General features: G+C 37.4%; 14 protein-coding genes. 7 read left to right on the forward strand and 7 right to left on the reverse strand.

Going from position 1 to position 23,533, the window contains the following annotated elements:
* Positions 1-368: 368 nt before the first annotated feature.
* On the reverse strand, positions 369-1,082 hold the full coding sequence (locus tag B0E34_RS06595) for a ZIP family metal transporter (protein ID WP_087708134.1): 714 nt from the start codon (positions 1,080-1,082) through the stop codon (positions 369-371).
* A gap of 2 nt (positions 1,083-1,084) precedes the next feature.
* Positions 1,085-1,810, reverse strand: coding sequence for an SAM-dependent methyltransferase (locus B0E34_RS06600; protein ID WP_087708020.1), 726 nt, complete (start codon positions 1,808-1,810; stop codon positions 1,085-1,087).
* A 122-nt stretch (positions 1,811-1,932) separates the two neighbouring features.
* On the opposite strand from B0E34_RS06600, the gene B0E34_RS06605 reads away from it, so the two are divergent.
* Together B0E34_RS06605 and B0E34_RS06610 are read left to right on the forward strand one after the other, a co-directional pair.
* On the forward strand, positions 1,933-3,096 hold the full coding sequence (locus tag B0E34_RS06605) for a THUMP domain-containing class I SAM-dependent RNA methyltransferase (RefSeq protein WP_087708022.1): 1,164 nt from the start codon (positions 1,933-1,935) through the stop codon (positions 3,094-3,096).
* Positions 3,086-3,550, forward strand: coding sequence for a branched-chain amino acid ABC transporter substrate-binding protein (locus B0E34_RS06610; protein WP_228423031.1), 465 nt, complete (start codon positions 3,086-3,088; stop codon positions 3,548-3,550). Before B0E34_RS06605 ends, B0E34_RS06610 begins: the two co-directional genes overlap by 11 nt.
* On the opposite strand, the gene B0E34_RS06615 is transcribed toward B0E34_RS06610, so the two are convergent.
* The gene (locus B0E34_RS06615) at positions 3,533-4,384 is read right to left on the reverse strand and encodes a hypothetical protein (RefSeq protein ID WP_165762958.1); all 852 of its coding nucleotides are present in this window, start codon (positions 4,382-4,384) and stop codon (positions 3,533-3,535) included. The two genes, B0E34_RS06610 and B0E34_RS06615, sit on opposite strands and share 18 nt — an antisense overlap.
* A gap of 145 nt (positions 4,385-4,529) precedes the next feature.
* Here B0E34_RS06615 and B0E34_RS06620 point away from each other — a divergent pair, with 145 nt between their 5' ends.
* Positions 4,530-5,534, forward strand: a complete 1,005-nt coding sequence (locus B0E34_RS06620; protein ID WP_087708138.1) for a glycosyltransferase family 2 protein — start codon at positions 4,530-4,532, stop codon at positions 5,532-5,534.
* A gap of 305 nt (positions 5,535-5,839) precedes the next feature.
* Here B0E34_RS06620 and B0E34_RS06625 read toward each other — a convergent pair whose 3' ends face one another.
* Positions 5,840-7,066 (reverse strand): aminotransferase class I/II-fold pyridoxal phosphate-dependent enzyme, encoded by a 1,227-nt coding sequence (locus B0E34_RS06625; RefSeq protein WP_087708026.1) that lies wholly within the window; start codon positions 7,064-7,066, stop codon positions 5,840-5,842.
* A 154-nt stretch (positions 7,067-7,220) separates the two neighbouring features.
* Here B0E34_RS06625 and B0E34_RS06630 point away from each other — a divergent pair, with 154 nt between their 5' ends.
* Complete coding sequence (locus tag B0E34_RS06630; protein ID WP_087708027.1) at positions 7,221-7,679, forward strand: Lrp/AsnC family transcriptional regulator; 459 nt, start codon at positions 7,221-7,223, stop codon at positions 7,677-7,679.
* A 169-nt stretch (positions 7,680-7,848) separates the two neighbouring features.
* Here the strand turns inward: B0E34_RS06630 and B0E34_RS06635 are convergent, their stop codons facing one another.
* The 3 genes from B0E34_RS06635 to B0E34_RS06645 all read right to left on the reverse strand — a co-directional run bounded on the left by B0E34_RS06635 (position 7,849) and on the right by B0E34_RS06645 (position 13,309).
* Positions 7,849-8,880, reverse strand: a complete 1,032-nt coding sequence (locus tag B0E34_RS06635) for a bestrophin family protein (protein WP_087708029.1) — start codon at positions 8,878-8,880, stop codon at positions 7,849-7,851.
* 167 nt (positions 8,881-9,047) lie between these two features.
* Entirely contained in the window at positions 9,048-11,120 is a 2,073-nt protein-coding gene (locus B0E34_RS06640; protein WP_087708031.1) for an alpha-ketoacid dehydrogenase subunit alpha/beta, read from the reverse strand.
* Between the two features lie 83 nt (positions 11,121-11,203).
* On the reverse strand, positions 11,204-13,309 hold the full coding sequence (locus tag B0E34_RS06645; RefSeq protein WP_087708033.1) for a S8 family peptidase: 2,106 nt from the start codon (positions 13,307-13,309) through the stop codon (positions 11,204-11,206).
* 257 nt (positions 13,310-13,566) lie between these two features.
* Between B0E34_RS06645 and dnaE the strand changes: the two genes are divergently transcribed.
* From dnaE to B0E34_RS06660, 3 genes are all read left to right on the forward strand, one after another.
* Complete coding sequence (gene dnaE, locus B0E34_RS06650) at positions 13,567-18,246, forward strand: DNA polymerase III subunit alpha (protein ID WP_087708035.1); 4,680 nt, start codon at positions 13,567-13,569, stop codon at positions 18,244-18,246.
* Between the two features lie 264 nt (positions 18,247-18,510).
* Positions 18,511-22,167: an NIDO-like domain-containing protein gene (locus B0E34_RS06655; RefSeq protein ID WP_087708037.1), complete on the forward strand. Its 3,657-nt coding sequence runs from the start codon at positions 18,511-18,513 to the stop codon at positions 22,165-22,167.
* Positions 22,168-22,384: 217 nt separating this feature from the next.
* Positions 22,385-23,134, forward strand: a complete 750-nt coding sequence (locus tag B0E34_RS06660) for a DUF6261 family protein (protein WP_087708039.1) — start codon at positions 22,385-22,387, stop codon at positions 23,132-23,134.
* The last annotated feature ends 399 nt before the right edge of the window (positions 23,135-23,533 follow it).

The raw sequence follows: 23,533 nt of genomic DNA on the forward strand, positions 1-23,533 counted from the left end.
GATATTTTGGAGAAAAGTTATTTGAAAGGCTGATTATTGCTAATATCACAGCTTTAGGTTAGAAAACGGATATTCAATAAAACTTAAATAAAAAGCTCCGAATTTACGTTCGGAGCTTTTTATTTAATAAGTCTGTTTAAACTTTTTATTAACCACAAAAGTCACAAAAGATGACAAATTTTTATTTAAAGCTGATCATTATAAATGAAAAAGTTCACAATAATTTTTTTAAAAATCTTTGATTTTTATTCTTTTGAGCGCTTTTATTATTATAGAAATTGGCTTTAAAATTGTCTTTTGTGGCTTTTGTGGTTAATTCTGAAATTAGTTTAAACAAATTTAATATATTCAACAGTCTTTTGTTATCATTAATGAGCATGACTGTGAAAAAGATGCATAACCAACGCCAATGAAACTCCTAAAATCACAAGCCCTATTTTTAGCCAGTCGATGTTATGGTTTTTATTGCTTTCAAAAATAATTACCGAAGAAATATGCAGGAAAATTCCTCCTACGATCGCCAGAAAGTAAGGCTGAAGATCGGGATTGAAATAATTTCCGAGCAGCATTCCCATTGGAGAAGCCAAAGCAAAAAGGGCAACAATAAGGAGCGAAGGATAAGAAGGATTGGATTTTGATTCATCTTTTCGGTTAAATAAAAATGCACCCAAAATAAACGATATCGGAAGATTATGAAAAACAATTCCCAAAAGATAAGGCGATAATTCCTGTTCTTCGTTCGCTAAAGGAATTCCTTCAATAAAAGCATGGATAAAAAGTCCCACCATTAAAGCAACAGGCAAAATATTATGTTCGCTGTGATGATGGAAATGCCCATGTTCGAAACCTTTGGTTAGAGCTTCAAGAATCATTTGCAGTAAAACTCCGGCAATCACGAAAATTCCAAGACTGTTTCCTGTTTCTGAGGTATAAACCTGCGGAAATACTTCATTCAGACAAATGGTAATCAGAAATCCGGCACTTAAAATCAACAGATTTTTTGCCAGTTTTTCTTTTTTACCGAAATGTTTTCCAAGAAATACACCTGTAATAACGCTTAACACCAGTAAAAGTACGGTAATCATTATCTTTTCTTGAATAAATTAATGCAACGCGGAGAAGTTTCTTTGTTGAAATCGTTAAGCTGGTAATCTCCCCAGATTTTTATTCTTTCGAAACCGCATTCAGTTGCATAGGAATTGATGGCGTCCAACGTATGAAGTTTTACTTTTTCGAAGAAATGATAAGGTCTTCCGTCTGCTTCAAATCGAATGTCTTTTACAATATGTCTTCCCTCAATTTTCTTTTTTATTTTAAACTCAATATCTCCGCGAATAATAATAGATTCCGGAACAATGCTTTTTCTTACATATTCCTCATTCAGATAATCCAGAACAAAATATCCGCCCGGTTTTAATACATTATAAACGGACTGAAATACTTTTTTGTCGTCATTTTCATTATCAAAATATCCGAAGCTTGTAAAAAGATTGAAAACAGCGTCCATCGGATCTGCATCAATCGGGTTTCTCATGTCGTGAACATCAAAAAGCAAGGTCTGATTCTCAAACTGCTTATCAAATTCTATACTCTGTCTGGAAAGATCAAGTCCCAAAACATCATACCCAAGCTTATTAAGAAAAACCGAATGTCTTCCCTTACCACAAGCCAGATCGATGATTTTTGAGTTCGGCGGAAGCTGCAGTTCTGCAGTAAGTTTTGTGATGAAATTTTCCGCTTCTGTATAGTCTCTGTTGCTGTACAGTACATGATAATAAGGGGTATCAAACCAAGATTCAAACCATTCCATTCTGCAAAAATAGTGTTTTTTGGGCGATTGTCTGTTGTTGCAAACCCATGGTTTTTGTAGTTGCAGTGATTTGTATAAACTATAAACTGACAACCAACCACTAAAATTGCTATTTTTGCAGAATGAATACAGAAAATATACAGATTCAGATAAAAACATTTTTCGGACTGGAGCAGATCTTGGCAGAAGAGATTAAAAAACTGGGCGGAAGGAATGTTGAGGTTAAAAACCGTGCGGTAAACTGTGAAGGAGATTTAGGCTTTTTATACAAGATCAATTACTCTGCGAGAACAGCTCTAAAAATTTTGGTTCCGATTCATGAATTTAAGGCTTTCAATCAGCACCAGTTTTACGACAGGCTTTTTAAATTCAATTGGGAAGAATTTATGGATGTGGATCAGTCTTTTGCAATTGATTCTACGGTAAATTCCGAAACATTTAAGCATTCTCAGTTTGTAACGCTGAAAATGAAAGATGCCATTGTGGATTATTTTCAGGAAAAATTCAAAAAGCGCCCGAATGTAGAAACTAAAAATCCGGATATTAAATTCCACCTTCATATCGACAGAGAATTGGTTACGATTTCTCTGGATTCTTCGGGAGATCCTTTATTTAAAAGAGGATATAGAAGAGAGCAGGGAGAAGCTCCGATTAATGAAGTTCTGGCAAGCGGAATGCTTCAACTGGCTGGTTGGGACGGAAAAGGTAATTTCCTTGATCCGATGTGCGGTTCGGGAACACTTTTAATAGAAGCGGCAATGTTTGCTTTGGATCTTCCGGCGCAGATTTTCAGAAGGAGATTTGCTTTCCAGAACTGGAAAAATTATGATGCGGATCTTTTTACCAAGATTAAAGAATTCAGAATCAACAGGGTGAAAGAATTTACCGGAAAGATCGTTGGCTACGATATTGATGCAAGAATGCTGAATGCGGCAAGAATGAACATCGAAGCAGCAGAAATGGAAGATGTAATTGAAGTGAAGAAACAGAATTTCTTTGATTCCAAAAAAGAACTTTTCCCTTTGTTAATGGTTTTCAATCCGCCTTACGACGAAAGAATTTCTATTAATGATGATGATTTTTACAAGAAAATAGGCGACACTTTCAAAACTCATTATCCGAATACATTGGCATGGCTGATTTCTTCTGATCTGGAAGCGGTGAAGAAAATCGGTCTTCGTCCGTCAAGAAAAATCAAGCTTTTCAACGGAAAACTGGAAACCAGATTTTTGCAGTATGAAATGTATGAGGGAACGAAGAAAGTTCATAAATTGGATGGAAAATAATATTAAAACCTTCCTTTTTACGGAAGGTTTTTTATTTTTGTCAAAAACTCAAACTATGAATTTCGATTTTCTAGACGTTTTTGGCGTTGTAATAGATGTTGTGGAATTATTAGGCAGCAATTCTTCAGATTCAAACTATAATGAAAAATCTAAAATAGAAAAAAAGACAAAATATTTAACGGAAAAAGTAAGTTCATTGTTTCTTTTTATTTCTGCAGTCCTACTTTTTGCTGTCTTCAAGGATCCGTTACCCTCTGAAAATTATGTTCAAACGTTGATTATTACTTTATTGATTGGTTTGGCGATATCTTTTTTGCTGTTTTTTATTCTGTATATTTTGGAAAAATACTATTTTAAAAATGTCTTTCAATGGCTGTTTTTTAGTTTTTCAGCAATTGTGATGATAATTTCAGCAGTTTTGTTTATCTATTATGATTTAGGAATATTTATATAATGTATGATCCCTTTTCAATGTTATAAACGATAGAATGATAATATGAATAAGTAAAATTATTGCAATTATAATCATGCTGGAGGATATTTCATCTTTAGCTTTTTTTTCTACGGTTTCCTTTACAGGTTTCAGGAAAACAAAATTGCCGACTTTTGTTTGTGTTGCAGATAAAAAATCGTCATAATCATAAGACATCATAGTAATGTATTCAAAGTTTTTAATCTTTTGAAAATCATATTGTTTTAAACTGTTTTCTGCCTGTTTCAGTAGTCTGTTGAATTCGAAATTTGTTTTCTTTTCATCTGTTTCAAAATCTAAATACTTTTTAAATGTTAAAGCATAATAAATATTTTTTTTCTCTGATCTAAATGGATAAAGAAATACGATCTGAATAATTTTTTTCGAACTCTTGAGTAATTTTACCTGCCTTTGAATAACCGGATTTTCTACAATTTTAAAATTTTTTATTCTTACACCGGAATTTTTCACAGTGTAGATTTCTTCAATATTATTTATTTCTTGAGTTTTTGCCCAAAAATTTGATACAATATTGCTGTAAAAAAGCAAACTCAAAAATAGGCAGGAATTTACCAAAGCAGTTACCGTATTTTTTCGTTTAGATGGAATATCAAAATGAGCAATCAGAAATTTCGTAATTAAAAGTGTTAATGCTGTAAGAATCAGTATTGTGATAATTAAAATATCTCTTTCAAATATTGGCGGAAAGCGACGGATATTGAAAAACCAGTATAGAGCTGAAATAATAGAAATATTAATGATTAATGCACAGATTAAAGTTATTACTGAATATTTAAATTCTCTAAAACCGCTCATCATATTTATGTTTAAAGATCAAAAATACTTAAAAATCAATTATTGAGGTGTAATGTTGCTATTTATCATCTAAAATAAGCGGTTAATTTCCAAAATCTTTTTGCTCATTCCTTCCCGAATAAGTAATTTTGAAAAATTTTCAGATTTGAAGCCTACCATTTCCATTATCGTTGCTATTTTTAACCGTAAAGACGAACTTTTTGAACTCCTGAATTCTCTTACTGCGCAGACAGACAAAGAGTTTGAGATCATTATCGTGGATGACGGCTCATTAATCGATTTAAAACCAACTATTTCAAAGTTCGAAAATTTTTTAACCATTAAATATTTTCGGAAAGATAATTCAGGACCCGGTTTATCCAGAAATTACGGGGCAAGAAGAGCCGAAAACGAATGGCTTGTTTTTGTAGACAGCGACGTGATTGTAGAGAACGATTACATCGAAAACATCAAAAAAGATATTCTTGAAATTCCCTGTGATGCTTTTGGCGGAGCAGATAAGGCGCATAAAGGTTTTAATTTAATGCAGAAAGCCATTTCTTATTCCATGACTTCTGTTTTTACGACCGGAGGAATCAGAGGAAGTAAAAAAGCGGTTTCAAAATTTCAGCCCAGAAGCTTTAATATGGGCGTAAAAAAAGAGGTTTTTGAAAAAGTAGGAGGTTTTTCAGAAATGAGAATAGGAGAGGATCCGGATCTTTCTATGACGCTTTGGGAAAATGGTTTTACGACTGCTTTTTTCGATGATATTGCAGTCTATCATAAACGCAGAGTAGATTTCGGAAAATTTTCAAAACAGGTGTATCAGTTTGGCTGTGCAAGACCTATTCTTAACCAAAGACATCCGAATTATGTGAAAATTTCGTTCGCATTTCCTACTTTATTTATGTTGGGCTACATCATGGGCTTTGTAGAATATTTCATTTTGGGAAAAGGCGTTATTCTTGCGTTCTACGGGCTATATACTTTTATGGTACTTTTCCATGCTTTGTGGGCGACCAAAAATATAAGCATTGCAGGAATGGCGGTAATTTCCACCTACATCCAGATGTTTTCTTACGGGTATGGCTTCTTAAAATCGTGGGTTTTACTGAATATTTTCAGGATGAAACCCGAAGATGCTTTCCCGAAACATTTTCATAAAGTTTGATTTTACCACTAAAATTTTTGATGCATTACTTTTTAGCGTAAATTTTTTGACGCAAAGATTTTTTAGCAAAGCTTTAATTTTAGTCAGCAAAGGTAAATACATTTGCTACCCAAAGCTTGAAAAATACGCTTCATCAAAGCAACTTGTTGATTCTTCTTTGCTCCCTTAAATAATGAGTATTTAAAATTAAACTTTGCGTTAAAAAAAACTATGATTTTCGATTACAGTAAATATTGCTCTGTAGGCGCGAAGCTTATCTAAAAAAAATAAAAGCTGTTGAATGAACAACAGCTTTTTTACAATAATTAGGATATGGAGATGGTTTCATGGCTGAGAACGCCTGTTTTGAGCATGCATTCTCTCATCTTTTCATACGTTCGTTCGATGTCGTGATCCAGACCTATTGAGAATCTGATCAGTCCATCGGAAATTCCCATCGCAGCACGTTCTTCCTCCGGGATTTCAGAAGAAGTGGAGCTTCCTGAGCATGAGAATAAAGTTTTATAAAAACCTAAACTTACCGCAAGATAACCTAAGTTTTCCTGCTGCATCAGTTCTATCAGTTCATTGGCTTTATCTGTGGTTCCCGCGTCTAAAGTCAGCAAACCACCGAATCCGTACTCTTTGTGCATCATCGTTTTCATCAGTTCGTGGTTTTTATGAGATTTTAATCCGGGATAAGAGACACGCAATCCGTCTTCTTCAAATCTTTGAGCAAGATACATTGCGTTATAACTGTGCTGTTTCATTCTGATGTGCAGCGTTCTGAGGTTTTTAAGAATACTTGCAGAACGAAGACTGTCCATCGTAGGTCCCAACAGCATACATGCTCCGTTATTCACGTTTTTCGTATCGTTAATGAACTCCTGAGTTCCACAGTACACTCCACCTACGGTATCGCTGCTTCCGTTGATAAATTTCGTTAAAGAATGGATCACGATATCTGCGCCCAAAAGCTTTGGCGAAATAGAGAGAGGAGAGAACGTATTGTCTACGATCAGTTTCAGATTATGTCTTTTACAGATTTCAGAGAGTTTTCTCAGGTCAGCAACTTCCAGAAGCGGATTGCTTACACTTTCACAATAGATGATTTTTGTGTTTTCAGTAATTGAGTTTTCAACAGATTCAAAATTATTGATGTCTACAAACGTCGTCTGAATATTAAATGGCGGAAGAAAATTTTTCATAAAAGCATACGTTCCGCCGTAAATTGTTCTGCTCGAAATAATATGATCTCCGCTTTTGCAGACCTGCATCAGAACCGAAGTAATCGCTCCCATTCCCGATGCGGTAACGTTTGCCGCTTCTGTATTTTCAAGTTTGGCTAAAGCCTGCGCAAGATACAGATTCATCGGAGAAGAATGTCTTGAATACAAATAGCATCCTTCTGCATTTCCTTCGAAAGTATCGAACATCGTTTTCGCAGAAAGAAAAGTATAAGTAGAACTGTCGGAAATCGATGGGTTTACTCCGCCAAATTCACCGAAATATTGCAAATCCTGTATTTCGTTGGCTGCGTTAAAGTCGTTCATATCGTTTAAGTTTTTATGCTATAAATATGAATAACCTTCAGAATTATTACAACAGAAATTTAAATTATCAGATTATAAATCTATCATATTTTTAAATGATAGAAAAAAAGTTTATTATATTTGAATTTAATAAACATTTAACTAAAATTTATCTATGAATTTTGATGAAACGGATAAAAAACTGCTCCTTTTTCTGCAGGAAGATTCCAAACAAACCACCAAAGAACTGTCTCATAAGTTAGGTTTGTCCGTTACGGCTGTTTATGAACGCATCCGGAAACTCGAAAATACGGGAGTGATTTCAAAATATGTTGCGATTCTGGACAGGCATAAAATCCAACGAAATTTCATTGTGCTTTGTCACATCAAACTCGCTCAGCACAAAAAAGAATACGTCCTTCAGTTCGAAAAAGAAGTGATGAATTTAGAAGAAGTAACCGAATGTTTTCACGTAAGCGGAGACTACGATTATATCTTAAAAATCGGCGTAAAAGATATGGAAGACTACCGCAATTTTATGCTCACAAAACTTACCACATTGCAGCATATTGCAAGTACACACAGCTCTTTCATGATCTCTGAGGTAAAAAATACAACGGCAATTGTTTTGTAGAGGAAAAAGTTTTTTTCAGGAGCTTTTTCCCGCTTTCCGCAGTCGCTATTTTCAGGGATTTGGGGTTGCGGCGGCTTAGCCGCCGCAACCCCAAATCCCTGAAAATGAGCTCAGACAAAGCTGCAATCGGGGCTAAACTGCGGTCTTAATTTCAATTGAAGACAATTAATTAAACCAGAACCCCATTCTTAGAAGCAATAGGATCAGGCAAATCCGTTTCTCCCGTCATTTGCAGAAGATCAATCTCAATCGTCCGGCAGATCGAAAGCATTGGAATATCAAACATCAGACCTTCAAAAGGATTTTCAGAATAATCTCCAACCAGCTCCATAATAATATAAATCCAGCCAATCGTAATACAGAACGGAATTGAGACCCATATTCCCCAGTCTCCCAATTTGGCAAATTCACTCACCAAACCTAACGGAAGAAGCATAATGAAAATGATATTAAAAATAAAAGCAGTACTTGCAAACTGTCTTGGCAAAGGAAACTTTTTTATTCTTTCCGCCTGTCCCTGCAATGTATAGAATTCATTGAGACAATCCTGCAATTGCTTTTGATTAAAATCAGAAATCGCACTCATATTTTTAAGCTCATTAACATCTTTCGACTGCTGAGCGATAAGGTAAGTCGCAAAATTTTTATACTGAGACTGCAATTCAGTTTCCTCTTCAGATAAATATTTATTCAGGAAAATTGGCGTTCTTCCGTAATCCGGAAAACCTGCTTTTATCAGTCGGTTACGCTTATGGTCTACATTTTTAAGCTGGTCTTCTTCCACTTTAATATGTTCCCATTCGGTAGGAATCAGGAGTTGTTCCCTTAACTGATACAGCCATGCAATATGACGGAAAACAATTTTTTTTCTGCGGTCTTCCAGATCAGATTTCCCCGCTTCTTCATTGGAAGTATGAAAAGCATATACCATCGATCCGAGCATTCTGCTGGAATTTACGATTCCGCCCCAAATTTTTCTTGCTTCCCATAATCTGTCGTAAGCCTGATTATTTTTAAAACCAACTAAAAACGCTTCCGCAGTACCAATCAATGCTACCGGAACCCAGGGAATAATCATCCAATCCCAATGAAAAAAATGAAAAAGCACAGCAATTAAAGTACACCAGATTGAAATCAGAATCACATGAAATCCTGATAAATTGAGAACCTGCCTGTAATTGACGTATTTTGTTGTAATCATATTTGTGCAATTTAATTTCGAATCAGCAAAAGACTAAGCAAAACAGATACCATATTTTTGAAACAGAATTTCAAAAACCTTTTGCTAACAATACATAAATATAAGAAATTAAGGCGCAAAAAAACCTCTAAAAAATTTAGAGGCTTACATTTTTATTTTAAACTGAATTAATATTTCAGCATTTCTTCAATTTTATTGGAAAGCTTTTCCGCATTCGGAAGCATTTCCTTTTCAAGTACCAAGTTAATAGGAACGGCAGGAACATCGAGAGAACCCATCGTTTCTACCGGTGCATCAAGATACTTAAAACAGTTTTTCGAAATTCTGTGTGCGAAAGCTTCCGCAAAAGAATTATTCAACTGCTCCTCTGTTAAAACGATACATTTTCCGTGCGCTTTTACTCTCTCAAAAACCAGTTCTTCATCCAGAGGAATTAAAGTTCTTAAATCAATCACCTCAACTCTTCCGTTGAAATTTTTCGCTGCTTCTTTTGCCCAGTAAACGCCCATTCCGTAAGTAACGATCAATAAAGTTCTTCCTTTTTCGGTTTCCTCTTTATCCGCTTCAATAATTACTTTTCCTTTTCCGAAAGGTAAAATATAATCTTCCGCAGGTTCTATGGTTTTTGCATCCTCCGTTCCCGGAACCTTGCTCCAGTACAACCCTTTATGTTCAAGCATTACCACCGGATTCGGATCGTAATAGGCAGCTTTTAATAAACCTTTGAAGTCTGCCGCGTTGCTCGGATAAGCAATTTTAATCCCTTTGATATTCGCTAAAATACTTTCAACACTTCCGCTGTGATAAGGACCGCCACCTCCGTAAGCTCCGATCGGAACACGGATGATATTGCTTACAGGGAATTTCCCCTGACTTAAATAACTCGATTTTGAAATCTCTGTAATTAACTGATTGATTCCCGGATAAATATAATCCGCAAACTGCACTTCAACAATCGGTTTTAATCCTACTGCACTCATTCCCGCTGTAGAACCGATAATATAAGCTTCCTGAATCGCGGTATTGAAAACCCTTTTGCTTCCGAATTTTTTTCCTAACGTTACCGTCTCACGGAAAACCCCGCCAATTCTTTCCCCAACATCCTGTCCGTATAACAAAGCTTCCGGATGTTTCCACATCAATTCCTGAATGGCATGAATCGCAGCATCTACCATTACAATTTTTTCTCCGCCTTCAGGTTCTCTGGTTCCAACTTCTTCCGTAATCGGAGTTGGCGCGAAAACATGATTCATTACACTTTCAGGCTTCGGATCTTCTGCATTTTTAGCCTTTTCAAAAGCTTCTTCAGCTTCAAGACGGGCCTTTTTCGTAATCTGTTTTAATAATTCTTCATCAACTCCGGATTCAATCAAATGATTTCTTAGAATATTTCCCGGATCCTTTGCTCTGTGTTTGGTTAAATCTTCCTCGTCTCTGTAAAACTCTCTTCGTACTCCGGATGTGTGGTGACCAATTAAAACTGTTTTTGCGCAAACCACTAAAGGTTTTCTTTCAGTTCTTACAAAATCCACCGCTTTTTTCATTACTTCAAAGCTTTCCACGAAATCAGTTCCGTCCACTCTCATTCTGCTTAAACCTGTAAAACCGGCTACAAAATCATAGGCATCACACGTCCTTGCTTCCTCCTTGGTTACGGAAATTCCCCACTCATTATCCTGAACAAGGAAAATAATCGGTAGCTGATGTAAAGCAGCAAACTGTAAAGCCTCACTTACTTCACCTTCCGTTACAGAATTATCTCCCAGACTGCAAACCACCACCGGATTGTTTTCAAAATCCTGCAATTCAAAATCCTGAATATATTTAATTCCCTGCGCAACTCCCGTTGTAGGAATGGTCTGCATTCCTGTCGCAGAACTCTGGTGAATAATTTTAGGTTTATTTTCGTCCCTGCTGGAAGGGTGAGAGTAGTAAGATCTACCTCCGGAAAAAGGATCGTCGGCCTTTGCTAGTAACTGAAGCATCAACTGATAAGGTTCAAAACCAATCCCGAGAAGTATACTTTCGTCCCGGTAATAAGGAGAAACCCAGTCTTCTTTTTTTAACTGATAAGCTGTTGCCAATTGAATGGCTTCATGACCTCTTGATGTACTATGAACATATTTACAGACATTTCTGTTTTCTTCATAAATATCCGCCATTGCTTTGGCAAGCATCATATGGTTATAAGCCTTGAGTAATATATCTTGAGAAACCTTTTCGTGAAGTGTATTTTCCATAGAAAGCAAAGATAAACAAAAAAACAAAACACTAACAAGCGTTAGTGTTTTGAAGATTTTTTATTATTGAAATAACATCGTGGTTATTCTTTAATTACTTTTTTAGAAACAGTATCCTTGTCTGTTTTAACCTCAATGATATATATTCCTTTGATGTAAGAAGTCAGATCAATGCTTTCTTCCTCATTTTTAATGGTTCCACTCTTAAGTTTTTTCCCGGAAAGATCGTATACATTATATGTTGATCTCTTAGGAGACTTTATTACTTTTACATAATCTTTTGTAAGAGTCGGAGCTATTATTATTCCATTATCTTTTATAATATCGCTTGTTGATAATGAGGACTGTGTTTGTCCTGTTACCATGATGGAATAGTTCTGTGGAGCCGCAACTCCCGAATCATTAACTAGTGTTCCTTTATTTGTAATCTCAATTTTGTAGCTTCTGCCAGAAATAGGATTGTCTATTACAACCTGCTCAACATTATCAACAGTATTATCTGCTTTTGTTGCAGGGGTCAAAGGACTGTTAGCATCAAGTTTCCACGGATAATACACCGTATTGGTAGTAAGATCTATAATTCTCAGATCAAGATCGTTAATCAGTTTAGATGTTCTGTTATTGAAAACATCAGATACAAATTGGTAATTAGGAGTATATTTAGGGTCGATCCAGCTGATGGTAACCTTTAAGGGTTCGCTTCCGGTTGCAGTAAGTGTTTTACTATTTTTAACTCCGCTGTTCAGCGTTTCATCTGCAAAGAAAACAGTATTGTTAGATTTGCCTACCAATAATTCCGCTCCTTTTTTAGCATTAATAAAGCCCCATCCGAACCATGGATCAGGTCCGATATTTCCGGCCTCAGATGCAGAATGAATGGTAAGTACTTTTGCTGAAGCCGCGTTTAGTAAAGCGTTATTGAATAATTGTTTATATATCTGAGTCCATAGTCCGATAATTCCCGTTACAATAGGGGCGGAAAATGATGTGCCGCTTCCTGCTGCCCATGTGTTACTACCGGTTGCGGATGTGGCTGCATATAAAACATCTGTTCCAACTGTGGAGATATCCGGTTTTATTCCGCCGTCATCTCTTGGACCAGCACTGCTATAGTCGGAATGTACAACATCAGTTGCGCTTGTGTATCGGAAATTATTGGTACTAATTATATCTGTAGCACCTACTACAATAATATTTTTTGCCAAAGATCCTGTTCCTATGCAATCATATCCTTGAGAACAATTGTTAGGCGGGATTGTATCACTGGAACTGAATGCTAATGGACCGCTTGAGGAGGAATAATATTTTGGAATGGCTGAGGAAGCACTACCTGGTCCCATATTAAAATAGTTCCCCGAGGATTTTACAATTATAAGAGAAGGGTTATTGTTTACCAGCATATCATAATTATAATCATTGGTATTATAAGTACCCTGAAGATCATAGAATGTATTTCCTGCTTTAGAACCATTGTAAACATAAGAACTGATATTGCCATTATTATCGTAATTTTCTGTCCATCCTGAATTTACCCCATATGAGTGGTTAGAAATGTTAGGTTGAGAAACCAATATTTTTTGAAAAACATTGCTTGTTGAAGTATCACCGGGTAAAGTGGTTGTACTAAACATATAGCTATCCATTGTTGAATTTACAGCAACTCCCTTAGTATTCCCTACAGCAACACCTCCGCTGGACAAATTAACACTTTTCCCGCCGATGAAACTTCCTACGCCTGTAGAATGGTCAGAATAGCTTTGTGTGCTGGCCTCTTTATTGGTAATTCTTCCTGTTGCATTATTGAAAGCTGTATGAGATTCGTATATTCTTCCGCCGTCAAATACTGTATACTTTATATTTTCTCCGTTAAAAGCACCAGTAAGGCCAGCAACTCCTCCAGACAAATTCAACTGGTCGGAATTGGAATTCATTAATTGTCTTGTATCCTGTTCCTGCAAAAAAAAAGGAATATCAAAGTTAAATCCTCCAAGATGGGATTTTAAAGAATCAATTTTTTCCTTCGTTTTTGCGTCAGGATTTTTCCCATATACCCTTTCAGCATAGGCATCGAACTTTTTTTCGTTCTCAACTTTTTGCTGTTCAAATTCTCTTTTTAAATTGTCATTGTTTTTTTGCGCATACGTTGAAAGATAAAGCAACGTACTAATCAAGATTAGATTTCTCTTCATGCCACTTAATGATTACAAATAATTAGTTGACAAATATATGTAAAACTCATTAAGTCACATAATTAATTGATAATATTTTGTATGATTATGTATAATTTTAATGAATCTTAAAATTATATAATAAATATGTTTTTTTTCTTTTTAAATGTAAATAGCCTGAAAATACAAACTCTCTTAAAATGGCTCTAAAACACACACTCCTTCAAAAAAATAAAGTAACTTTACATTCTCTTTTTAATAAAAGCTAGAAAAATTACATGTATTTAGTTTTTGACACAGAAACCACAGGTTTACCGAAGAATTTCAACGCTCCGCTTTCAGATTCAGATAACTGGCCAAGAATGGTGCAGATTGCGTGGCAGTTGCATGAAGATGACGGAACATTAATTGAAAATCAGGATTATATTATAAAACCGGAAGGGTATGATATTCCCTTCAATGCCGCGAGAATTCACGGGATCACTACAAAAATCGCCAATGACGAAGGTCGTGATCTCGAAGAAATTTTAAATGAATTTTCTAAAGTTTTAGAAAAAGTAAGAGTGGTCTCCGGACACAATGTTGAGTTTGATTATAATATTGTGGGAGCCGAATTTTACCGTAAAAATATTAAAGACAACCTTCAGGAAAAGCCGAAAGCCGATACGATGATTCTGGGAACAGATTTCTGTCAGTTGGGAGGCGGAAAAGGAGGAAGATACAAAGCTCCGAAGCTGGAAGAACTTTACGAAAAATTATACGGTCATAAATTTGATGAAGCCCATAACGCAGCAGCCGACGTAAATGCCACGGCTCAGGTTTTCTTCGAAATGATGAGAATCGGGGTCATTCCTGCGGAAGTTTTAAAAGTTTCCGAAGACCAGCTTGCGTATTTTAAAACGCTGTATCCTGATCCGATAAAGCCCTTTAATATTGTTATCAGAAGGCAGGTTGCGGATTTTCACAACAAGAAAAAACAGCAGGATATAGGAAGTATTGAAGAGATCGATCTCGGAAAATATTTCAACTTTGATAACCACAGTGTTTTCTCTACTTTAACGGCTACCACAAGCATTAACGATTTAATTAAAAAAGCAACTGATGATAATTTCCCCGCCGTCGGAATGGTGGATCTGGGAAATATGATGGGAGCTTTCAAATTTGTTTCTGCGGTAGAAGGCGCAAACGGCGACCGTGCAAAAAAGCATAAAGAATACCTCGCTAAAAAACAGGAAGCGGAAGAAAAAGGCGAAGAATTTAATGAGCCGGAACCGGTTTCAGAACCTCTGATTCCTGTGGTGGGATGTGAATTTTATATTTCAGACCGTTATGAGCAGAAGCAGTTTACCAAAGATGATCCCGACCGAAGAACGCAGGTTGTTTTACTGGCAAAAGATTTTAACGGCTATAAAAATTTAGCCAAACTATCCAGTATCGGATTTCTTAAAGGATTTTATTTTGGAGTTCCGAGGATCAGCAGGGAATTGATTGCCGAATATAAAGAAGGGGTTATTGCCCTAACTTCGGGAATTCACGGGGATATTCCGGATGCCATTTTAAATACGGGTGAACAGAAAGGGGAGGAGCTTTTCAGATGGTGGAAAGATACTTTCGGAGACGATTTTTATGTCCAGATCCAGAACCATAAACTGCCCGAAGAAGAGCATTTAAATGACGTATTATTGCATTTTGCCGATAAATATAATGTTAAAATTTTAGCGCAGAATGAAACGTTCTACACCAATAAAGACGATTCTAATATTCAGGATATTGTAAGCTGCATCAAAGATGGAGAAAAGCTTTCAACACCTGTAGGAAAAGGTTTTGGAAAAAGAAGAGGACTTGCAACCGGAGAATATTACATGAAAACGGCGGATGAAATCAAGGAAGCGTTTTTAACGTATCCGGATGCATTCGAAGCGTATGAAGAATTTTTCGCAAAGTTCAAGCCTTATACTTTAAAAAGAGACGTTCTTCTACCTAAATTCGATATTCCGGAAGAATTTATTCATCCCGAAGATGATGTCGATGGCGGAAAACGCGGGGAGATGGCTTATCTTACCTATTTAACGTACGAAGGGGCAAAAAGAAGATATGTAGAAACCGGAATTACAGATGAGATAAAAGAACGTCTGGATTTCGAACTGGAAGTTATTGCCAATACAGGATATCCCGGTTACTTCCTGATTGTTCAGGATTTCTGTAACGAAGCCCGTAAAATGGGCGTTTGGGTAGGTCCCGGTCGTGGTTCTGCGGCAGGTTCTGCAGTAGCGTACTGTATCGGAATTACGAATGTTGACCCCATTAAATATGATCTCCTTTTCGAGAGATTCCTGAATCCGGAAAGAGTTTCCATGCCCGATATCGATATCGACTTTGATGATGAAGGACGAGATAAAATCATCAAATGGGTGGTTGATAAATACGGAAAAACACAGGTTGCCCAGATTATTACCTACTCGGTTTTAGGAGGGAAATCTGCGATTAAAGATGCGGGAAGGGTTTTGGATGTTCCGATTCCGGACACGAATAATATTGCTAAATTAATTCCTTCCACACCGGGAATGAATATTGCGAAAGCTTTAGCAAAATACGATAAATTAAAACCTGAAGAACAACAGCTTGTTGACGAAATGCGTTACGTTCTCGACAGTCCGAATGATGCACGTCACGGAGTTTTGGCAAGTGCGAAAAAAATGGAAGGCTGCATCAGAAATACAGGGATTCACGCTTGTGGGGTTATCATTACGCCGGAAGACGTCAGTAATCTGGTTCCGGTAACCATTGCGGCAAAAGATGCCGATATTCTGGTTTCGCAGTTTGATAACTCGGTGGCGGAAAGTGCAGGGCTTCTGAAAATGGACTTTTTAGGGCTGAGAACTTTAACCATTATTAAAGATGCTTTAAAACTTGTAAAAGCAAGGCATGGAGTGGATATCGATCCCGATCTCATTCCGCTTGATGATGCAAAAACCTATCAGTTATTTAAAGAAGGAAGAACGGTCGGAATTTTCCAGTATGAAAGTCCCGGAATGCAAAAGTACATGAGAGAGCTGAAACCTACGGTTTTTGCCGACCTTATTGCCATGAATGCATTGTACCGTCCCGGTCCGATAAAATACATCCCGAATTTTATCAACAGGAAACACGGAATTGAAGAAATCGTCTACGATTTACCAGAAACAGAGGAATATTTAAAAGAAACCTACGGAATTACCGTATACCAGGAACAGGTAATGCTTTTATCCCAGAAACTGGCAAATTTCACGAAAGGGGAAGCAGATACGCTGAGAAAAGCTATGGGTAAAAAGCAGATCGACGTTCTTAATAAAATGTACCCGAAATTCATCGAAGGCGGAAGAAAAAATAACCTCAACGAAGAACGTTTAGAGAAAATCTGGAACGACTGGAAAGCCTTTGCAGAATATGCCTTCAACAAGTCTCACTCTACGTGTTATGCATTTATTGCGTATCAGACTGCTTATTTAAAAGCCAATTATCCGGCAGAATATATGGCGAGTGTGATGAGTAACAACATTAACAACACCGATTCCATCACCATGTTCATGGAAGACTGTAAAAGTATGGGTGTTGATGTTTTGGGACCGGATGTGAACGAATCTCAGTATAAATTCTCGGTAAACGAAAAAGGACAGATCCGTTTTGGTCTGGGAGCCATTAAAGGAATTGGTGAAGGTCCGAGTGAAGCCATTACAAGAGAAAGACAGAACGGAAGATTTAAAAATATTTATGATTTCTTCGAAAGAATTCTGCCTTCACAAATGAACAAAAGAGTGGCGGAAAGTTTGGTTTTGGCAGGAGCTTTTGATGAACTCGACAATTTCCACAGAGGTCAGTATTTTGATATTGATATGGCGGGAAGAACCAATCTGGAAAGACTGATCCGTTACGGACAAAGCTTTCAGGAAAGTAAAAATGAAATGGAACATTCTCTTTTTGCAGATTTTGCAGAGGAAGTTCAGATCGAGCAGCCCAAGCTGCCTCCGTGTCCCGAATGGCCGAATATGCATAAGCTGAATAAAGAAAAAGAAACCATCGGATTCTATCTTTCTGCGCATCCTTTAGATGAATTTAAATACCAGTTCCAGTTTATACAGGGAAGCCTTTCCAAAAAATCTGTTCTGGAAAAAGAAGATGAATCGAAAATTGTAATTGATGAGGTTCCGATTTTAGAGCAGGACGTTCCGGAAGATGTATCTGAACTTGCGGAAATTGTTTCCGATGATGTGATTGAGGGTGAAGAAGAGGAACTTATTGAAGAAGTTACTAAAAAAGCAGAACCAAAAGGTGTTTTCCATTTCCTGAATCTGGATGAGGTAGATGCTTATAAAGAACAGGCTTTTGCCAATAAGCAAGAAGAATTATTCGAAGAGAAGAAAAAAGACTGGAAAACCTTACAGAAGGAAAGAGAAAACGGCGGTGGCGGAAAAGAATATACTGTTGCCGGTCTGATTACCGAATATGTGGTAAAAGATGGCTTCAGAAGCGGAGAAAAAGTGGCTTTTGTAACGCTGGAAGACTATTCCGGTTCTTATTCTTTCCGACTGGGAGATCGTGATTATATGAAACTGAAAGAAAAACTGGAAGTTCAGCGGTTTGTAATTTTTAAGATTAAATTTGCTCAGGTAAAAGACGGAAGGGTTTTTGTGAATGTTACGGATGTTATTGAGCTTCAGGAAGCTTTTGAAAGATTTGCAAAAAGTATTTCTTTGGTGATGGATGTGATGGATTTCCGACCGGAAGATCTGAATTTTTTCAGAAAAGTTTTAGAAAGAAATCAGGGAAATCAGAAGCTGAAATTTTATCTCAAAAATGTGGAAGAAGATTCGAAGGTAGAACATCTCGAAGTACAGTCTATGAAGCATTCTGTAAATCTCAGCGGTGAACTGATTAAAGAAATTCAGCTTTTAAATAAATATGAATTTTATCTGAATTAAGTTTAAAACTCCGTGATATAAATTTAAAGTGGCTAAGAATCTATTGATCAGATTTTTAGCCATTTTTATTTTGGTGATCTTTTAAATTCATAACATAAATCCACTTTAAAATCCCACTTTTTATTTCTCTGTTAAAATCAAATGAATGTTTAATTTTTATTAAAATATTTTAGCTTTTTAACATTAAATAATGATGAATTTCTGAATTTTAATAGGTTTAATGAATAATTTTTATATTTTTACCGCCCTTAATTTTATTGATATATGAAAAAAATTCTACTCACGTGTCTTCTTGCCTTGGGATCGGCAACGTTTGCACAGGTGGGACCGCCTCAGGCAACCAATCCGAATACCAATAACGGCTACGGATTTACGCAGACTACAGGAACCTACACACCGCTTTCTGCCTCCAGAACAGTTTGGCAGTCGGGAGCCACCTTAGGAACGGATGCTGTTTCTGCAGCAATTAGTTTACCGTCAGCTTTTAAATTCAATGGTAAATCTTATAATGCTGTTTACCTTAGCAATAATGGTTTTGTAACCCTTGGAACACCAGCTTTGGCGGCCACTTACACAGGGCTTTCTACAGATACCACGACTCCTTACGAAGGTGCATTTGCCGGTTTTGCAGTCAATCTTAAAAATGCCAATACTACAACTTCTGAAATTTCCTACGAAACAGTTGGTTCTAAATTTATAGTCCAGTTTAAAGATCTTCAGGGAAGTACAGCATCTGCTGCGCAGCTTCTTAATTTTCAGATTCAGTTTGATTTAACTTCTAATAACGTAAGCATTGTCTACGGAAATTGTGTTTCCGGTACTGCAGTATTAACGGGACAGGTCGGAATAAGAGGATCGGAAGCTTCCGATACCAACAACAGAGTAGGAACAGACTGGACGGCAACTTCCATAGGAACCGGCAGTACAGATTCGGTTACTTTAGGAACTACCAATTCTACAACTGTACCTGCTTCCGGTCTTACATTTACTTATTCTCCGGGAACATGGATTGCAGCTCCTGTAAATTATGCTTCTATTCCTTTTACCGAAAGTTTCAGTACGTGGGAAAACGGAAATTCAATTGGAGATCTTCCTAATGCCGGTTATTGGAGAACCTGGCCTTCAAGAGGAGATAATTCATGGAGAGCAAGTGACATTACAGTAAGTGGTTACGCAAGTACAACAGGATGGACAAGTTTAGGCGGAAACGTTGCTGTTGCAGCACCGGGTGTAGCTCCGGCAGCAAGATTCCATTCGTACAATACGATCAATGCTTCAGGATACATGGATTTGTATATTAATTTATCCTCAGGAACAGGATCGAGGCTTTTGTCTTACGATTATCAGAATACTTCAGGAACTGATGTTTTAAAAGTTTTGGTTTCTACGGATGGCGGAAACACTTTCAATCAGGTGGGTTCTACTCAGGGGATTTCTGCTTCATGGGCTACCAAATATGCAGATTTGGGAACGAGCAGTCCGACCGCGATTGTAAGATTTATGGCTACAGGAGACAATGGAAGCAACGATATTTATATTGATAATGTAAATATTTCTGTCATTCCTTGTATGTTCCCGGATTCTGTAACTCCCGGAACAACTACGTCTACAACAGCTCCGGTAAACTGGGCGATGGCAAATCCTGCACCTGCATTTGATATTTATTACAGTACGACCAATACAGCACCTACTGCTGCAACAACGCCCAATGTTGTGGGAGCAACAGGTTTAACGTATACAATAACCAATTTAACGCCGAGTACAACTTATTATGTTTGGGTAAGATCTCGTTGTTCTGCTTCAGAGCAGAGTTCTTGGGTTTCAGGATCTTCTTTTACGACGAAAACCTTCTGTCCTACAGTTTCTGCGCCTTCTTCGGCGGCAACAGGAGTTTCCGTAACGCCTGCATTTACATGGACGGCAAATCCGGAAGCTACAGGATACAGATTATCTGTGGGAACAACTTCAGGAGGAACAGATGTTTTAAATAATTTGAATGTTGGAAATGTATCGACATATACTTTACCGACAGAATTAACTTATAACACAAAGTATTATTATACGGTTAATGCCTATAATGCTACGATTTCATCAACAGGATGTTCGGAAAGAACATTTACTACACTTTCTATCTGTCCTGCACAGTCTGCGCCTGCAGCATCTGCTATTAATGTTCCGCTTACGCCTACCTTTACATGGACGGCTTCTTCCTCGTCTGCAGTTACAGGCTACAAGCTGAGAATAGGAACAACGCCGGGCGGAAATGATGTGCTTAATAATTTTGATGTAGGAAATGTAACTACATACACATTGCCAACTTCTCTCAATTACAGTACGGTATATTATTGGTCTGTAGGAGCATATACGGCAACTCAAAGCTCTTTAAACTGTACAGAGAGAAGCTTTACAACTGTTTGCCCGGCTGTAACCTCTCTTCCTGTGTCTGAAAATTTCGATACTACAGCTACGGGAAGCAGCAGCAATACAAATGCGCCTACCTGCTGGAGATATTTAGAACCGTCGTCTTGGGCGGGATATGGCTATGTAAATACATCGTATAATTCTTCTGCTCCAAATGGCTACTATTTATATAATGATACAGCTACTACAGCAGGAGGAATGTTGGTTTCACCACAAATTACACCCCTTTCAAACGGAGCAAACAGGGTTCGTTTCATGGCTGCGGGAGGATCTTCAGGCTACACGCTTCAGGTGGGAACGTTAAGCAATCCTGCTGATGCTTCTACTTTTACACAGATCAGTGCGGTTACTTTAACATCAACTATGGCTCAGTATACGGTAAATATTCCGGCGGGAACAGATCAGTATCTTGCGTTTAGACACGGTGTAGGAGGAACTTACAGAGGTATCGGAATTGATGATATTAATATTCAGCCTATTCCAAGCTGCGATAATCCGACATTAATTACCGTAGCATCCACTTCAGCTAACGGAGCTGCGATTAGCTGGACGGCACCTTCTTCTACGGTTGGAGTAGGGTATGATGTCTATTACAGCACCACCAATACAGCACCGACAGCAACAACTGTTTTAAATGCTTCAAATTCTGTAAGTACAAGTGGAACGGGTACAACTGCTAACCTGACGGGATTAACCAGTGATACATTCTACTATGTTTGGGCAAGAGCTAAATGCAGCGCAACAGACAACAGTGCGTGGGAAGGCGGAACAAGATTCTATACAAGTAATTACTGTACTCCGGTAACTTCCAATCAGAATTCATGGATCAGCTCATTTACATCCACTACTGCCAATACCAATATGGCGTACAGTTCTGCAACGGCAAACAGTGCAGCAACTTTTGGATATAAAAATCTGATGAGCTCAAATAATATTTCCATTACAAAATCTGCGTCTAATACGGTTATTCCTATTTCTATAACTGCGGGAGGTCCTACGGTTGGGGTTGCTGTATGGGTAGATTTAAATCAGAATAATGTTTTTGATGCTTCCGAAAAACTGTTTGCAACAACAAATTATACTACAACCACAAGCGGTGCAACACTTACCATCCCTGCAAATACATCTGTAGGAACTTACAGAATGAGGGTTTTGATCAATTACAACAACAGTGCACCAACGGATCCTTGTTTAGGTTTCTCAAGGGGAGAAATTATTGATTATTCATTCATTGTAACCGCTCCGCTTGCCACAAACGAATTATCCGGTACGAAGGACGAAATTAAAGTATATCCGAATCCTTTTACGGATATTTTGAATGTATCTGATATTTCTGATGTGAAAGCCGTTTATGTGACGGATATTGCAGGAAGGTTAATTAAAACCATTGCTAATCCTGAATCATCGGTTAATCTAAATGAATTAAAGCAGGGAATGTATTTAATTACTTTAGATATGAAGGATGGATCTAAAAAGACTTTCAAAGCAATTAAAAAGTAAATTTTATTAACCATACTCAAAGCATGAATTATAGAGGCTGTCCCAATGGATAGCCTCTGTTTTTTGATAAATGTTTCATGAAAATTCTCTACTATGAAAACCTTATCGCAGCTCAAATTTTGAAGTTGCCTAAAATTTTTTTCGTAAAATATACCTGAACAGAAAAACGCTTTCAATTTTTTTATAAATTAGCCCTTTAAAATTTTAAAATAACACAATGATTACAACCGCCAATCTGGAAAAATACCGTAACGGAGATTTTCTGCAATTCGTGAACAATGTACTGGAACTTTTGCCTCAAACTACTGCCGACCAATTAAATATTGGCAGCCAAAGAACAATTTTGCAAACAGCGGCACAAAGTTTTAATAATGCTTATCTGCCTTATACGGGAAGCGATATTACACCGGAAATTCAGGCTTTGGATGCGCAGAGAGACAACGCTGTTATCGGGATCAAGATGATTTTGGAAGCATGGCAGTACCATTTCGATCCGGAGACCAAGAACAATGCCTTTGCACTTTTAGATATCCTTAACCGTTTTGGGGATCGTATCTATAAGCTTCGGTATCAGTTGGAAACTGCCACTATTAACAGCATCGTGGCAGAATGGGAAGAAAAGCACAGCGATAAAATCTCCCAGCTTCAACTTGCTGACTGGGTAAACGAGCTGAAAACTTCTAACCAGAATTTTAACAACAAGTATATTGCCCGTACCGTACAGCTTTCGGAAGTAGAAACAGGTGTATTAGCTACTGCCAGAACAGCATCTACGGAAGCTTACCGAACGCTGAAACAGCATATAGAAGCTCACGCCCTGCTTACCCCGAATGCAGAATACGATCAGTTAATGGCAAAGCTCAGCAGTCTGGTAAACCAATATAATCTTGCCGTTACCAAATACAGCAGTACGGAAGAAAGCGGGGGAGAAGATCAGAAACCTGAATCTCCGGAAACGCCTTCCTAGAGCCACCGCCGAAGGGAGGGAGGTGTCGGGAACAGCCGAAACCGTCCCGCCTAAGGGAGCAGACTTTCGGAACCCGCCGGATGTATTCCGCCAAAAGGAAAACGCCTTCGGGGAGTTCCGAAATCGTTTCGCCCAAAGGAATGTGTTTTCGGGAGCATCCGAAGATAAAATGCCTGAGGGAATGTATTGCGGTAAAAATGATGAGGGAAAATCAAGATGTACAATTGTGCGACTTAATTCTATTTATATAAATAACGCTAATGTATACTATTTATATAGACTGTCTCAAAGGGGCAGTCTATATTTTTTTATGTTAAGTTTTATATTATTGTAAATCAATTATTTGGGAGTAATTTTTAACTGTTTGATATACAGTTTCTTATGGGTTGTTATTTAATT

The organism is Chryseobacterium mucoviscidosis (assembly GCF_002177115.1).
Classification (GTDB): Bacteria; Bacteroidota; Bacteroidia; order Flavobacteriales; family Weeksellaceae; genus Chryseobacterium; species Chryseobacterium mucoviscidosis.

Excerpts from the sequence above, each read along its gene's own strand:
- B0E34_RS06610 (WP_228423031.1), top strand. The coding sequence starts at position 3,086 with ATGGAAAATAATATTAAAACCTTCCTTTTTACGGAAGGTTTTTTATTT.
- B0E34_RS06635 (WP_087708029.1), bottom strand. The coding sequence starts at position 8,880 with ATGATTACAACAAAATACGTCAATTACAGGCAGGTTCTCAATTTATCA.
- B0E34_RS06640 (WP_087708031.1), bottom strand. The coding sequence starts at position 11,120 with ATGGAAAATACACTTCACGAAAAGGTTTCTCAAGATATATTACTCAAG.
- B0E34_RS06600 (WP_087708020.1), bottom strand. The coding sequence starts at position 1,810 with ATGGAATGGTTTGAATCTTGGTTTGATACCCCTTATTATCATGTACTG.
- B0E34_RS06630 (WP_087708027.1), top strand. The coding sequence starts at position 7,221 with ATGAATTTTGATGAAACGGATAAAAAACTGCTCCTTTTTCTGCAGGAA.
- dnaE (WP_087708035.1), top strand. The coding sequence starts at position 13,567 with ATGTATTTAGTTTTTGACACAGAAACCACAGGTTTACCGAAGAATTTC.
- B0E34_RS06625 (WP_087708026.1), bottom strand. The coding sequence starts at position 7,066 with ATGAACGACTTTAACGCAGCCAACGAAATACAGGATTTGCAATATTTC.
- B0E34_RS06615 (WP_165762958.1), bottom strand. The coding sequence starts at position 4,384 with ATGAGCGGTTTTAGAGAATTTAAATATTCAGTAATAACTTTAATCTGT.
- B0E34_RS06660 (WP_087708039.1), top strand. The coding sequence starts at position 22,385 with ATGATTACAACCGCCAATCTGGAAAAATACCGTAACGGAGATTTTCTG.
- B0E34_RS06655 (WP_087708037.1), top strand. The coding sequence starts at position 18,511 with ATGAAAAAAATTCTACTCACGTGTCTTCTTGCCTTGGGATCGGCAACG.
- B0E34_RS06605 (WP_087708022.1), top strand. The coding sequence starts at position 1,933 with ATGAATACAGAAAATATACAGATTCAGATAAAAACATTTTTCGGACTG.
- B0E34_RS06645 (WP_087708033.1), bottom strand. The coding sequence starts at position 13,309 with ATGAAGAGAAATCTAATCTTGATTAGTACGTTGCTTTATCTTTCAACG.